Origin of the sequence: Neorhizobium sp. DAR64872/K0K18, from assembly GCF_050500175.1 — a bacterium.
GTDB classification, from domain to species: Bacteria; Pseudomonadota; Alphaproteobacteria; order Rhizobiales; family Rhizobiaceae; genus Neorhizobium; species Neorhizobium soli.
Genome location: NZ_CP191446.1, coordinates 2,692,181 through 2,706,322, shown reverse-complemented (window position 1 = coordinate 2,706,322; position 14,142 = coordinate 2,692,181). Strand labels below are relative to the sequence as shown.

The 14,142-nt window shown below is 61.3% G+C and carries 11 protein-coding genes and 2 pseudogenes; 5 read left to right on the top strand and 8 right to left on the bottom strand.

Going from position 1 to position 14,142, the window contains the following annotated elements; translation table 11 throughout:
* The first annotated feature begins 97 nt into the window (after window positions 1–97).
* A complete protein-coding gene (gene queC, locus ACQY1P_RS18820; RefSeq protein WP_430254872.1) occupies window positions 98–808 on the top strand; it encodes a 7-cyano-7-deazaguanine synthase QueC in 711 nt (236 codons plus the stop codon).
* 3 nt (window positions 809–811) lie between these two features.
* On the opposite strand, the gene ACQY1P_RS18815 is transcribed toward queC, so the two are convergent.
* The 6 genes from ACQY1P_RS18815 to ACQY1P_RS18790 form a co-directional block, all read right to left on the bottom strand.
* Window positions 812–1,498, bottom strand: a complete 687-nt coding sequence (locus ACQY1P_RS18815) for an SDR family oxidoreductase (protein ID WP_430254871.1) — start codon at window positions 1,496–1,498, stop codon at window positions 812–814.
* Window positions 1,499–1,515: 17 nt separating this feature from the next.
* Complete coding sequence (gene hemH / locus ACQY1P_RS18810) at window positions 1,516–2,550, bottom strand: ferrochelatase (protein ID WP_430254869.1); 1,035 nt, start codon at window positions 2,548–2,550, stop codon at window positions 1,516–1,518.
* A 132-nt stretch (window positions 2,551–2,682) separates the two neighbouring features.
* Window positions 2,683–4,797: a 5'-nucleotidase C-terminal domain-containing protein gene (locus ACQY1P_RS18805; RefSeq protein WP_430254867.1), complete on the bottom strand. Its 2,115-nt coding sequence runs from the start codon at window positions 4,795–4,797 to the stop codon at window positions 2,683–2,685.
* A gap of 222 nt (window positions 4,798–5,019) precedes the next feature.
* The gene (omp10, locus tag ACQY1P_RS18800) at window positions 5,020–5,382 is read right to left on the bottom strand and encodes an outer membrane lipoprotein Omp10 (protein WP_062460929.1); all 363 of its coding nucleotides are present in this window, start codon (window positions 5,380–5,382) and stop codon (window positions 5,020–5,022) included.
* A gap of 285 nt (window positions 5,383–5,667) precedes the next feature.
* Window positions 5,668–7,116 (bottom strand): homospermidine synthase, encoded by a 1,449-nt coding sequence (locus ACQY1P_RS18795; RefSeq protein WP_430254865.1) that lies wholly within the window; start codon window positions 7,114–7,116, stop codon window positions 5,668–5,670.
* Between the two features lie 529 nt (window positions 7,117–7,645).
* Entirely contained in the window at window positions 7,646–8,536 is an 891-nt protein-coding gene (locus ACQY1P_RS18790) for a LysR substrate-binding domain-containing protein (protein WP_430254863.1), read from the bottom strand.
* A 112-nt stretch (window positions 8,537–8,648) separates the two neighbouring features.
* On the opposite strand from ACQY1P_RS18790, the gene ACQY1P_RS18785 reads away from it, so the two are divergent.
* Together ACQY1P_RS18785 and ACQY1P_RS18780 are read left to right on the top strand one after the other, a co-directional pair.
* Window positions 8,649–9,368 (top strand): SDR family oxidoreductase, encoded by a 720-nt coding sequence (locus ACQY1P_RS18785; RefSeq protein WP_430254861.1) that lies wholly within the window; start codon window positions 8,649–8,651, stop codon window positions 9,366–9,368.
* Window positions 9,369–9,382: 14 nt separating this feature from the next.
* Window positions 9,383–9,715 (top strand): Atu4866 domain-containing protein, encoded by a 333-nt coding sequence (locus ACQY1P_RS18780; protein WP_092659841.1) that lies wholly within the window; start codon window positions 9,383–9,385, stop codon window positions 9,713–9,715.
* Between the two features lie 10 nt (window positions 9,716–9,725).
* On the opposite strand, the gene ACQY1P_RS18775 is transcribed toward ACQY1P_RS18780, so the two are convergent.
* Both ACQY1P_RS18775 and ACQY1P_RS18770 read right to left on the bottom strand, forming a co-directional pair.
* Window positions 9,726–10,379: an aminotransferase class IV family protein gene (locus tag ACQY1P_RS18775; RefSeq protein WP_062460911.1), complete on the bottom strand. Its 654-nt coding sequence runs from the start codon at window positions 10,377–10,379 to the stop codon at window positions 9,726–9,728.
* A gap of 36 nt (window positions 10,380–10,415) precedes the next feature.
* Entirely contained in the window at window positions 10,416–12,260 is a 1,845-nt protein-coding gene (locus ACQY1P_RS18770) for a M3 family oligoendopeptidase (protein WP_430256734.1), read from the bottom strand.
* Window positions 12,261–12,450: 190 nt separating this feature from the next.
* Between ACQY1P_RS18770 and ACQY1P_RS18765 the strand changes: the two are divergent.
* A pseudogene (locus ACQY1P_RS18765) lies at window positions 12,451–13,639 on the top strand (sigma-54-dependent transcriptional regulator); the annotation flags it as partial.
* A gap of 182 nt (window positions 13,640–13,821) precedes the next feature.
* A pseudogene (locus ACQY1P_RS18760) lies at window positions 13,822–14,034 on the top strand (helix-turn-helix domain-containing protein); the annotation flags it as partial.
* Between the last annotated feature and the right edge of the window lie 108 nt (window positions 14,035–14,142).

Here is a 14,142-nt window from a genome sequence, read left to right as displayed (position 1 = left end):
AGAGATGTGTGGAGGTGTTCACAAGCGCATGTTCTTGCACTAGAAACCGCCGGACACACGGGTCGCAGCCTACCCCGACAAAACAAGGACCAAAACCATGAAGACCATCGTCGTCTGTTCCGGCGGACTGGATTCCGTTTCGCTTGCCCACAAGATTGATGCCGAGCAGGATTTGATCGGGCTCGTCTCGTTCGACTACGGCCAGCGGCACCGGAAGGAACTCGACTATGCCGCGGCTTGCGCGACGCGGCTGGGTGTACCCCACCAGATCATCGATATGCGCTCGATCGGAAGCCAGCTGACCGGATCGGCGCTGACGGACGATCTCGACGTGCCTGACGGCCATTACGCTGAGGAAACCATGCGCGTCACCGTCGTGCCGAACCGCAACGCGATCATGCTGGCGGTCGCGTTCGGCGTGGCGGCGGCACAGAGCGCGGATGCGGTGGCGATTGCCGTCCATGGCGGCGACCATTTCATCTATCCCGATTGCCGGCCGGGCTTTATCGACGCGTTCCAGACGATGCAGGATCATGCGCTCGACGGATACGCCTCGGTGCGGCTGCTGGCGCCTTATGTGAATGGGTCGAAGGCCGATATCGTCACCGACGGCGCGAAGCATGGCACACCGTTCGGCGACACCTGGTCCTGCTACAAGGGTGGCGAAAACCATTGCGGCCGGTGCGGCACCTGCGTCGAGCGTCGCGAAGCGTTTCATCTCGCTGGCGTCGTGGATCCGACCGATTACGAGGATGCCGATTTCTGGAAGGCTGCAACGGACGGGTTTCGCGCCGACGAGGTGCGGTAAGCACTATTCGGCGTAGATCATCTTTTTCGTCATGCCGCCGTCGAGCGTCAGGACCTGTCCGGTCATGAAGCCCGCACCCGTCAGATAGAGAACGGCGTCGGCAATGTCCTTCGGGCGGCCGACGCGGCCGACCGGATGCTGTGCGTGGTCTTCCTCGCTCAGCGTCGTCTCATTGGTGATCCAGCCCGGCGCGATGGCATTGACCCGGATTTTCGGGCCAAGGCTGATCGCAAGTGCGTGGGTGAAGGCGACCAATGCGCCCTTGGACGCGGCATAGGCTTCCGTATCCGGTTCCGACATGAAGGCGCGCGTCGACACCATGTTGACGATGGACCCACCTGATGACATCAGCGGCACCGCAGCGCGGGTCATCAGGAAGGCACCGGTGAGATGGCTATCGGTCACGCGGCGCCAGTCGGCCAGCGACAGTTGCGCAATCGGGCCATGGTTCGGGCTGGCGATGCCGGCATTGTTGACGAGCAGGTCGAGACTGTCCCAGCCGAGCAGCGCAAAGGCTGACTCGACCGAGGCTTCGTCGGAGACATCGCAGAGAACCGGCTGGACGCCCTTCGGGACATCAGCCGTTTCAACGAAATCGAACGAGGCGACCTCGAAACCGTGGTGGGCCAGATCAGTGCAGATCCCGCTTCCGATCAGGCCGGCACCGCCAGTGACGATGGCTCGCTTCATCGCGATCTCCCTAATGCTCAGACCCAGCCCTGCAACTCGCGACGAACCACCGCCTCAAGCACATTGATGCCGTCGACGCTGTCGTTGAGGCAGGGGATATGGACGAATTTCTCGCCACCATGATGCATGAAGATCTCGCCTGCCTCGCCGGCAATTTCCTCAAGCGTTTCCAGGCAGTCGGAGACGAAGCCGGGGTTCATGATGGCGACGCGCTTGATGCCTTCGGCGGCAAGCGTTTCCATCGTCTTGTCGGTATAGGGCTGCAGCCATTCCTCGGGCCCGAAGCGCGACTGGAAGGTCAGGCGCAACTGCTTCTCGGTATAGCCAAGCTCTTCGCGCAGCAACCGCGCGGTCTTGTAGCAGAAACAGTGATAGGGATCACCGGCCTTGAAATAGGACTGCGGAATGCCGTGGAACGAGGTGATCAGCAACTGCGGTTCCCACTCGAGCGTCGACAGCGTCTGGCGAACGGAATTGGCCAGCGCCACGATATAGGCGGGGTCGTCATGATAGGTCGGCACCGTGCGCAGAGCCGGCTGCCAGCGCTGCTTCATCAGGTACTCGAAAGCCTTGTCGTTGACGGTCGCCGTCGTTGCCGCCGCGTATTGCGGATAGAGCGGAAACAGCAGGATCCGGTCGCAACCTTGCGCCTTCAGCGCGTCCATGCGCTCGGCGATCGAGGGCTTGCCGTAGCGCATGCCCCAGTCGACCACGACGTTTGGCAGATCGGCCAGCCGCTCGGCCATCTTCTCACCCTGGCTGCGGGTGTAGGTGCGCAGATAGCTCTCGTCGAGATCCTTGTTCCAGATCTCCTCATAGGCCTTGCCGACCTTCTGCGGACGCTTGTTGAGGACGATGCCGTAGAGGATCGGATACCAGAACAGCCGCGACCATTCGATGACGCGCTTGTCGGACAGGAATTCGGCGAGATAACGCCGCATCGACCAGTAGTCCGTGCCGTCGGGCGTGCCGAGATTGACGAGCAGGACGCCAACTTTGCCGAAGGTAACCTTCGGATGACCGGTGGGCAGTTTTGAGGGCACGATATTCATGCGGTCACTTCCGATCGGGTTCGACCGCAGGATGCGGCCGGAGGATTGTCTGGCTCTATTTAGAAACAATCAACGGCCCGGGGAAGCCCCGAGCCGTCGGTTGCATCAGGACAAATTGTCCCGCTTTCGATTTTATCTGGCCGGCAGTTCCAGCTCCTTGCCGATCTGGATGACATCCGGGTTGCGAAGGCTATTGGCCTTGGAGATGTCCATCCACTTCTCGCCGTCGCCATAGGTGCTTTCGGCGATCTTCCACAGCGAGTCACCCTTGACCACGGTGTATTTGCTCGGGCCAGCAGGAGCCGGGGACGCCGTTGTAGCTGCCGGAGCCGGCGTGGCCGGTGCAGGGGTGGCCGGTGCCGGTGCGGCTGGTGCAGGTGCTGCCGGTTCCGTTGTCATGGGCACGGGAGCGGTTGGAGCGGCTGGTGCAGGAGCCGGTGCTGCTGGTGCGGGGGTCGCAGGTGCCGGGGTTGCCGGTGCCGCTGGCGCAGGAGTGGCCGGAGCAGGAGTAGCAGGAGTGGCCGGTGCAGGGGTAGCCGGGGCAGCGGGGGCAGGAGTTGTAGCAGGCGCCGGAGCAGGCGTTGCAGCCGGTGCCGGTGCCGGGGCGGCAGCTGCCTTCGGTAACGGCTTGTAGTCTGCCGGTGTCAGGTCGATGATGCGGCCATCGGTATAGGGCTTGTAGGGGCTGTTGGCCGAGATGTAGTCGGCAACGGCGTTTTCGAGGTTGGGTCCGAAGTCGTAGGCGTTGACGGCCGCGGTGTTGAAGATCTTGTAGCCGTCGCCGCCGGTGCGGACGTAGTTGTTGGTAACGACGCCGTATGTCTTGTTCGGGTCGATCGGAACGAAGGCCTCGCCTTCCTTGACCTGAACGTCGCTGATGCGGCTGCCGCTCGACTTCGACCGGTCGAAGGAGAACTTCATGCCTGCCACCTGCGGGAAGCGACCGGCGCCGTCGTCGATCTGGCTGACGCCGTTTTCGAGGGCGGTGACGACATCCGAGCCTTTCAGCTGGAAGGTTGCGATCGTGTTCTGGAACGGCAGGACGGTCAGGATTTCGCCCATCGTCACTTCGCCGGAATCGATCGAGGCACGCAGGCCGCCGCCGTTCTGGATGGAAAGGGTGATGCCCTGATCCTTGACGCGGTCAAGCTGTGCATCGGCAAGCAGGTTGCCCATCGTGCATTCCTTGGCGCGGCAGTTGAGGCGATCGCCATCGATGACGCCTTCGGTTGAGCCGACGACCTTCTTCTTGATCTCTTCGAGCGGGCCGCCGAGTTCCTTGACCTTGGCGACAAACGCCGCGTCCTGCGGAACGCTGGAATCGAGCAGCTTCGGTGCCCCCGCGGAAGACTTGACGACGCCGTTGTCATCGAAAACGACCGAGAGATCACCGAGATATTTGGAATAGGCGTAGGACGTCACGATCGGAATATCGACGCCAGCCGGGCTTTTGACGATGGTCGGGTAGGGGCCGGATGCCTTGGGGTCGGTGCTGGACAGGTAGGTGTGGCTGTGGCCGCCGACGATCACGTCGATGCCGGCAACGGCTGCCGCGATTTCCTTGTCCTTGACGTAGCCGACATGGGAGAGGAGCACGATCTTGTTGATGCCCTGCGACTGAAGGTCCGCTACGGCATTCTTCACATAGGTGATCTCGTCCTCGAAGGTGATGTCGGGACCCGGCGAAGAGGTCTCGCTCGTATCTTTCGCGAGAACGGAGACGATGGCAACACGCTGGCCGCCGAAATCCTTGATCACGTAACCCTTGTACTTGTCGGCCAGCGGTGTTCCAGCCTTGGCGATGGTATTGCCGGAAATGATCGGAAACTTCAGCGCGGTAATGAACTTCAGCAGTTCCTGCGGGCCGTCGTCGAACTCGTGGTTGCCGATCGCCATCGCATCGAAGCCGATGCCGTTCATGAATTCGGCAACGGGTGCGCTCTTGTAGGTGCTGTAAAACAGCGAACCCTGAAACTGGTCGCCGGCATCGAGAACGAGAACGTTCTTGCCCTGCAATTCGCTGCGGCGGGCGTCGATGGCCGACTTCACGCGCGCGATGCCACCAAAGCATTCGTTCTTTTCGGTCTCGGCCGGCGTGCAGGTGGAATCGTATTTGTTGATCGGCTCGATACGGGAATGCAGGTCGTTGATGTGGAGAATGTTGAGTTCGAAGTCGGCCATTGCGACGCCGCTCGAAAGGGCAATGACCGATGCGGTCACGATCCCCAATCCGATAGTTCTCATCATCATCTCTCTCCTTTTATGATTGCGCGCGTGTGGGCGTGCATGTTCCCGATTTTTGTATCACGCCATGGTGACGATCGTTGTGCAGCGCATGTTTTCACCAAGCAAAACTGGTTTCAAGGTAAATGTGACAAGGCCGGAGCTATTCGCCCTCGCGCACAACGCGAAAGGCCCCGCATCAAGCGAGGCCCTCCCTAACTCTGGAATGACTGTGAAGCTGGGCGATCAGCTGCGGCGGGCGAGCGAAAACTGCGCGCCGCTATCCTGCGTGCAGTTCAGCTGGCTCTGCGTGACCAACGAGCAGTTGACGCGCGACTGCGTCTTGCGCACCAGCGAGGTCATGTTGATCTCGACCAGCGTCGGCGAGAGCTTGTTATAGGTGCCGGAGGCGAGAAGCGCGTTGCTGTCGCTTGCACGGGTGTTGAACGTGCCCGCCTGGAAGGTGGAGACGATACCGTTCGGATCGACCCATGCACCCTCGACGCCCTGCGGCTGCACTGGTGCTGATACCATGCGTGGCGGCGGAGAAGAGACGCAGGCCGTGAGGCTGGCTGCCGCAATGAGCACGAGGCCCGTTTTGAAGTTCATGATCTGTCTCCCGCGATTCGGTCCGGCTTGTGGTCTGCAACCATGCCTTCTGGAGCCTATGTAAAGCAAGACTGCGGATTGGGAAGACTGGGGACAGGCAGGAGTTTTCGCTTTGTGAAGAACGGGCGCGGGTGTGGCTTTTATACGCTCCAGCCGGTTCTTCCCGTCATGGCCTGGAAGAGGCCGCAAGTTGCCGCCGCAAGGCGCGATCGAGGCGGGGTTCCGCTCCGCGCAAGCGGGAGAGGGGGTGGGGCCCGCGGCTGACGCGAGCCCCCTCATTGATTCCTAGCGAACCAGGATGTTCTTGAACTGCCAGGCGTCCTTTTCGTCGATGTCTTCCGGGAACAGACCCGGGCGACCTTCGAGCGGGGTCCAGTCGGTGTAGTGGCCTTCGACCGGGCCGAGATACGGCATCTGCACTTCGAGGCAGCGCTTGTAATCCACCTCGTCGGCTTCGACGATGCCGGCCTTCGGGTTTTCGAGCGCCCAGACCATGCCAGCGAGAACCGCCGAAGTTACCTGCAAACCGGTTGCGTTTTGGTAAGGCGCGATGCGGCGGGTTTCTTCCAGCGACAGGCGCGAGCCGAACCAGTAGGCATTCTTCTCGTGACCGTAGAGCAGCACACCGAGTTCATCGACACCGTCTTCCAGTTCATGCTCGTCGAGCACGTGCAGGACGGGCTGCTGCGTGCCGCCATTGCCGAACATTTCGTGCAGCGACAGAACCGCGTCATTGGCCGGGTGGTAGGCATAATGGCAGGTCGGACGGTAGATGACTTCGCCGTCCTTTTCGACGGTGAAATAGTCGGCGATCGAGATCGACTCGTTGTGGGTAACGAGGAAGCCGTATTGCGGACCCGGCGTCGGGCACCAGGTGCGAACGCGGGTGTTGGCGCCCGGCTGTTCGAGGTAGATTGCGGCCTGGCAGCCCTTCTTGTGCTTCTTGGCGTTCTTCGGCATCCAGTTTTCGTGGGTGCCCCAACCGAGTTCGGCCGGCTGCAGCCCTTCCGAGATGAAGCCTTCGACCGACCAGGTGTTCCAGAACACGTTGAGCGGCTTGGGGTTCTTGGTGCGCTGGGTGTCGCGCTCGGCAATGTGAACGCCCTTGACGCCCAGCTTCTTCATCAGCTTAGCCCAGCCTTCGCGGTCGTGCTGGTCCGGCTCGTCGAATTTGAGGCCGGTGTCATTGGCAAGGTTGACCAGCGCCTGCTTGACGAACCAGGAAACCATGCCCGGGTTTGCGCCGCAGGTGGAAACGGCCGTGGTGCCGCCCGGGTTCTTCTTCTTCTCGTGGCGCACGGTCTCGCGCAGCGCATAGTTGGTGCGCTCGGAGTTCTTCATGCTCTTGTCGAAGTAGAAGCCGAGCCAGGGTTCGACGACCGTGTCGATATAAAGGACGTCGAGCTTGCGGCACATCTTCATCAGGTCGAGCGAGCCTGTGTCGACCGACAGGTTGACGCAGAAGCCCTGGCCTTCGCCTCCGGTCAGAAGCGGCTTCAGCAGCTCCTTGTAGTTTTCCTTGGTGACATGGTCCTTGATGTGACGGATGCCGTGCTTCTTGAGGATCTCCATGTCGGAGGGCTCTTCGCGCGGGTCGATAACCACCATCCGGCTCTTGTCGAACTTGAAATGGCGTTCGATCAACGGCAGCGTGCCGCGGCCGATCGATCCGAAACCGATCATCACGATCGGACCGGTGATTTCGCCATATACCGGATAGGTCTCGTCTTTCATCGTATTCTCCCTATGGGTCGACTGCTCTTCCACCGCCGCAGCCTGCGTTTTGCAGGCGTAACGGACCCGTGTGACATGCATCTGATGCCCGGCCTAGATCACAAAATTTCGTCACAATAAAGGGGTCGCGTTTGAGGCGTACGCTGGAATAACGGTCCCGAGGTTGTTTTCGCCCGACCGGCGCGCCGGGCGCCCAAAATGTGGTTTCCGCTCGGTTGGTCCGTTTTGCGTGGATAATGCTAAATCTAGCACCTGTCCCTTGGAACCGTTTTCGCGCACCCTAAAATCTGCTGGGAACGACCAGGGGAATGTCATGTTGAAATTCGGTTTGCGTTTGTCGCCGAATAGGTCAGGGCGCGGGGGCATCGGGGCGATCGTGGTGCCGTCGAAGCTTAGCAGGATCCGTCGCGGCAATGTGTCGATGGGACGTGCTTTTCCGGCGTGGGGATTGTGGGTCGTGTTCTGGTTGGTGCTGGCGCTTGGGTGCACCATGGCGGTGGCTGTCGCCCGGTCGCCCGCCTGACATCACTCATCTGGTCCCTTGCAGGTGATCCACCAGAGCGCGCAGTTTTGGCGCCATGTTCCGCCTGCTCGGATAGTAGAGATAGAAGCCCGGAAACCACGGGCTGAATTCTTCGAGCACCGGCACCAGCTCGCCCGTGGCGATCGCCGGGCGGAAGCTCTCTTCCATGCCGAAGCTGATGCCCGCGCCGGCGATGGCCAGGCGAACCATCAGCGCCATGTCGGTCGTGGTGATCGTGTCAGAAACGGCGACCGAGAATTCCTTGCCGTCTTGCGAAAACTCCCAGCGATAGGGCGCCTGATGGACGGAGGCCCGCCACCCGATGCAACGGTGAACGCCAAGTTCGCGTGGGTGAGCCGGGGTGCCGTAGCCTTTGAGGTAGGCCGGCGAGGCGACGGCGATCTGGCGCTGGTTTCCGGAAACCGGCACGGCGATCATGTCCTGCGCGATGACTTCGCCGAGCCTCACGCCCGCATCATAGCCCTCCGCAACGATATCGAATTCTTCGTCGGTCACAGTGATATGCAATGTCACCTCCCGATGTTCCTCGGCGAAGGACGCGAGCACGGGGCCGGATAGAAAGCTTTCGGCAATCGAGGAGACCGCAAGGTTCAGGCGGCCGCGCGGACGTCCGTGCAGGTTTGCTGCCGCCTCGGTGGCGCTGCGCATCTCCGACAGCGCTGGCGCGACCTCGGAATAGAGCCGCTCGCCCGCCTCCGTCAGGGCAACGCTGCGGGTGGTGCGTGCAACGAGCGCGATGCCGAGCGTCTCTTCCAACCGGCGGATCGTCTGGCTGACGGCCGAGCGGGTGACGCCGAGGCGGTCGGCGGCGGCACGAAAGCTTTTTTCTTCTGCAACCAGCGTGAAGACCGCGAGCGCATTGTAATCAGTCGGCATTGGTTAGAATTCCTTGCCACTGTGGAAACAACTAGGCGGCTTATCGCGACAATGGAGGAGGAATAGGGTCCTTGCAATCCGCAGGCAAGCGGAGAGCGAAGGAGCTAATCACATGGACAAGGTTGTTCTCATCACCGGCGCATCGAGCGGGATCGGTGCAGGTATCGCCCGCGAACTGGCAAAAGCCGGGGCGACACTGATGCTGGGCGCCCGCCGCACGGACCGGCTGGAGGAGCTCGCCTGGGAACTTCGGGACTTGGGCGCCAAGGTCGCGACACGCAGGCTTGACGTCACCGATCGCGCCGATGTGGCGGCGTTCGCGCAAGTGGCGGAAGACCAATTCGGCCGCGTCGACGTTATCGTCAACAATGCGGGCGTCATGCCGCTATCGCTGATGTCTTCGCTCAAGGTCGACGAGTGGGACCGGATGATCGACGTGAATATCAAGGGCGTGCTCTACGGCATCGCTGCCGTGCTGCCTCTGATGATGGCGCAGGGTTCCGGCCAGATCATCAATATCGCATCGGTCGGCGCTCTCAGTGTTTCACCCACGGCTGCAGTCTATTGCGCCACCAAATATGCGGTGCGGGCGATTTCCGACGGCTTGCGGCAGGAGCATGACAACCTGCGCGTCACCTGCATCCATCCGGGTGTGGTGGAAAGCGAGCTTGCCGATACCATCACCGATGCCGTGGCTGCCGAGGCCATGAAGACCTACCGCGCCATTGCCCTGAAGCCGGATGCGATCGGTCGCGCTGTGCGCTTTGCGATCGAGCAGCCCGACGATGTCGATGTGAACGAGATTGTCGTTCGCCCGACGCGGGCGCAGTGAAGGGTACGGCTGCCATGAACCGCCGCCATCTCCTCCTCGTTGCCGCCGCGTCTTTCGGCGCGGCGCTTCCTTCCCATGCAGAGGACATCATGGACAACAAGATCCAACCCGCGAGTCATCCCTACGTCGGAATGTGGGTAACGGCAGACGGACATATCCGCCACGAGCTGCAGCAAGATAACCGCTATGATGAAGCACGCGGCTCTCGCAAAAGCGCGTATCAGGGCCGGTATCTCGTCACCGGCGATCACATCGATTATTGGGACGATACCGGGTTCACCGCCGATGGCGACTTCATCGACGGCGTGCTGCATCATGCGGGGATGGTGCTCTACCGGGAACAGTAGGGGCTTCGCGTCAGACCAGTTCGGCCCGGATCAGGCCGCGCAGGGAATTGCCGACGAAGAGGCGTTTCCCGGCAAGGTCGGTCTGTTTCACAAGGCCAGACTTGGCGCGGCCCTCGCGGATCAGATCGCCGCGCAGGATCCCCGCAAGCAGACCGGATGAGATCGGCGGTGTCGTCAGCGTGCCGTCGGCCTGCTCCACGAAGAGATTGGTGCGCGTGCCTTCGCAGACCTCTGCGCGTTCGTTGAGCAGGATCACCTCGTCCACGTCTTCAGGGAATTCGGCGCGGGCGGCGTCATAGACTTCGCGGCGCGATGTCTTGTGGCGATACATCGGATCATCCGAGGGCAGGCGCGTCTGCGCGATCCCGATCCGCCAGATCGCATCCTTGGCAACGGGCGCGAACGGCGTGGCGACGATCTCGACCTTGCCGCGGAACGTCATTTCCAGCCGCACGCGAAGCGGCGTCTCTCCTTCGACCGAGGCCTGGAGCTGTTTCATCAGGTCTGGCGGGGCCGGGCGAAAGCCCAGGGCATCGGCCGAACGGTTCAGCCGACGCAAATGCTGGTCGATCCGGGTAAAACCGGAACCCGGCTCCCAGCGCATGGTTTCGATCAGCGAAAGATCCACCGGTTTTGCACCGCGACCCTTGGCCTTCACAGACATCGCAACCCCTCCGACCTGCGTTTGACCGTCCGTTGATCAGACAGCCTTGTCCAAAGCTTCCAACTCGTCGATCAGACCTTCGATCATCGACAGGCCCTTCGACCAGAAGGACGGATCGGTGGCATCTAGGCCGAATGGCTTGAGCAATTCCGAATGATGCTTGGTGCCGCCTGCCTTCAGAAGGTCGAAATACTTGTCCTGGAAGCCGGGGGCGGCGTTCTGGTAGACCGCGTAGAGCGAGTTCACCAGGCAGTCGCCGAAGGCATAGGCATAGACGTAGAAGGGCGAATGGATGAAGTGGGGGATATAGGTCCACCACGTCTCGTAGCCTTCCGAGATCCGGATTGCCGGGCCGAGGCTCTCGTTCTGGACGGACAGCCACAGTTCGCCGATCTGCTCCGACGTCAGTTCGCCCTGCTTGCGGGCCGTGTGGATCTTGCGCTCGAACTGGTAGAAGGCGATCTGGCGGACGACCGTATTTATCATATCCTCCACCTTCTGGGCGAGCATCGCCTTGCGTTCGCGCTTGTCCCTGGTCTTTTCCAAGAGTGCCCGGAACGTCAGCATCTCGCCGAACACGGAGGCGGTTTCGGCAAGCGTCAGCGGTGTCTGGCACATCAGCGCGCCCTGGCCGCCGGCGAGAACCTGATGCACGCCGTGGCCAAGCTCATGGGCAAGCGTCATCACGTCGCGCGGCTTACCCATATAGTTGACGAGAACGTAAGGGTGCGCAGACGGCACGACCGGATGCGCGAACGCGCCCGGTGCCTTGCCGGGCCGTGCCGGCGCGTCGATCCATTCCTCGTCGAAGAAGCGGCCGGCGATGGCGGCCATCTCGGGCGAGAAGGCGCCGTAGGCGGACAGGACGGTATCCTTTGCTTCCGGCCAGGAAATCAGGCCTTTCGGCGTTTCCGGCAGCGGCGCATTGCGGTCCCAGTAGTTCAACTGGTCGACGCCGAGCCATTTCGCTTTCATCGCGTAATAGCGGTGCGACAGGCGCGGATAGGCTTGCGTGACAGCTTCTGAAAGCGCGTCGACGACCTCGCGTTCGACACGGTTCGCCAGGTGACGGCTGTCGGCGATATCATCAAAGCCGCGCCAGCGGTCGGAAATTTCCTTGTCCTTGGCGAGCGTGTTGGTGATCAACGTGAAGACGCGCAGGTTTTCGCCAAAGGTTTTCGACAGTGCTACGGCCGCCTTGGCGCGGGTTTCCGGCTCGGGCTCTACCAGCATGTTGAGCGTGATTTCGAGCGGTTGTTTCTCTCCGTCCACCTCGAAGCGCAGCTCCGACATGGTCTCGTCGAACAGGCGGTTGAAGGCTGCGGCCGACGTCATCGACTTCTCGAGAAAGAGCTGTTCCAGCTTGTCGTCCAGCTGGAAGGGCTTGTCCATTCTCAAGTCCACCAGCCAGGGGCGGAAATGGCCGGTTGCTGGATCGCGGTCCATCGCCGCATTGATGACCGCATCGTCGATCCGGTTCAGTTCCAGCGCGAAAAACAGGAGATGCGAGGAGAGATCCGTCAGCTTTGTCTGGATGTCGCCGTAGAACTTGCCGTTTGCGGGGTTGGACGTGTCCGAAAAATAGGTGAGGCCGGCGAAGGAGCCGATCTTGCCGAGGAGGTCGTCGAGCGCGTCATATTCCGACAAGGCCTCGCCAAGTCCGCCGGCACCGGTTTTTGCGGCAGCGTCTGCAAGCTTGCCCTTCCACTTTTCCTCGAAAGCCAGCGACAGCGTGCGCGCCTTTTCCAGATCGGCCACAAATTCCGGGGCGTCCTTGGCAGCGTAGAGATCGGACAATTTCCAGACTGGCAGGCCACCTAGCGCGGGGTCGGCGGGCGAAGCAGCGGGCGACGCGCCGGAAAAAGCAGGAGAGGCGGTCATGGTGTGCCAGTTACGGAAATTTCTCACGGTTTTCTCCTGTCGACGGCGATCCTGTGCCAGAACCGACTGTTTTCCCCCTCGGCCGTTAAAATGCAAGCTTTTCTCAAAAGGGGATGTTCAAGCCTCTCTGACACAACTTGCAGCATAAGAGCCCATCAAGGGTGCACGATGAACGTTGCAGGAGCCGAGCATGATTGCCCATGTCCTAGTCGTAGATGACGATCCGATCCAGCGCCGCCTCTTGAAGAATGCCGTCGAACGGTTCGGACATGTCGCCCATCTCGCCGAGAACGGCCTCGTTGCTCTCGACTTTCTCCAGAACCTCAGCGGACCGGTCAATGTCATCGTGCTTGACCTGATGATGCCGGAAATGGACGGGCTGAGCTTTCTTTCAACCATCCGCAGCATGGGCATCGATACGCCCGTCATCGTGCAGACCGGCCAGGGCGGCATCGAAACGGTGGTGGAAGCCATGCGCGCCGGTGCCTTCGATTTCGTCGTCAAGCCGGTTTCGCCGGAACGGATCGGCGCGTCGATCGGCAATGCCCTCAAGGTTGGCCAGAAGGAAACCAAGTCGCGCACCGGTCGCCGCCGCGCCGGCATCGTCGGTTTCAACGATATCGTTTCGGCAAGCCCGGACATGCTGCGCGTCATCGATCTGGCCCAGCGCGCCGCGCATTCCAACATTCCGGTGGTGCTCGAAGGCGAATCGGGCGTTGGCAAGGAAATGGTGGCCCGCGCCATCCAGTCCGCCAGCGACCGCGCAGGAAAGCCATTCATCACCGTCAATTGCGGTGCCATCCCGCACAATCTTGTCGAGAGCATCCTGTTCGGTCACGAGAAGGGCGCGTTTACCGGCGCCTCCGAGCGGCACACGGGCAAGTTCGTCGAGGCTGACGGCGGCACGCTGTTCCTGGACGAGATCGGTGATCTTCCACTTGAAGTTCAGGTGAAGCTTCTGCGCGCCGTGCAGCAGGGCGAAATCGAGACTGTCGGGGCCGGCAAGGTCCAGAAGGTCAACGTGCGGCTGATTTCGGCGACCAACAAGGACCTGATCGAGGAAGTCCGGGCAGGGCGGTTCCGCGAGGACCTCTATTACCGTCTCAACGTCTTCCCCATCACCATCCCGGCGCTGCGTCGCCGCAAGGAAGACATTCCGCATCTGGTCCGGGTTTTCGCCGAGCGCTTTTCGGCGGAACAGAAACTCGAACGCAGTGTCGGGATCAGCGCCAGCGCGATGGCACTTCTGACCGCCTACGACTGGCCGGGCAATATCCGCCAGCTGGAAAACGCGATCTTCCGCGCCGTGGTTCTGACCCAGGGCGACAAGCTGACGGACGAAGATTTCCCGCAGATTGCAGCTCAGCTGCCGGAATTCCGCAGCGAAGAATTGGCCGCGACCGGCGCTGCTGTGCAGCCTTCATCGCTCGAGATGGATCCGCGTCCGCGTCTGCGGCACGAGGCCGTTGTCGATGGTGGCTTCCCGATCCCGGTACGGTCCGCCATGCATACCCAGCCAATGCGGCCCGATCCGCGCGCGCTGCTGGCGGCCGCCTATCCGGCTTCCGACAACGTCATCGTCAGCACGGACGACACCGGCGAAGTGCGTAAACTGGCCGACGTGGAAGAAGAGCTGATCCGTTTTGCACTGAAATTTTATCGCGGACAGATGAGCCAGGTGGCGCGCAAACTCGGCATCGGGCGCTCGACCCTCTACAGAAAACTCAAGGATTATGGCATCGATCCCGACGATCCGCTGAAGGAAGCGGCCTGAATCGGCGCGAAATCGGGATTTTAATGACGATAGTCTTCGCGCAAGCCTCTTCCCCTAACCTTGTCAATCTCTCATTAGCAATTCATTGACTATACGAGAGGTGCTTGT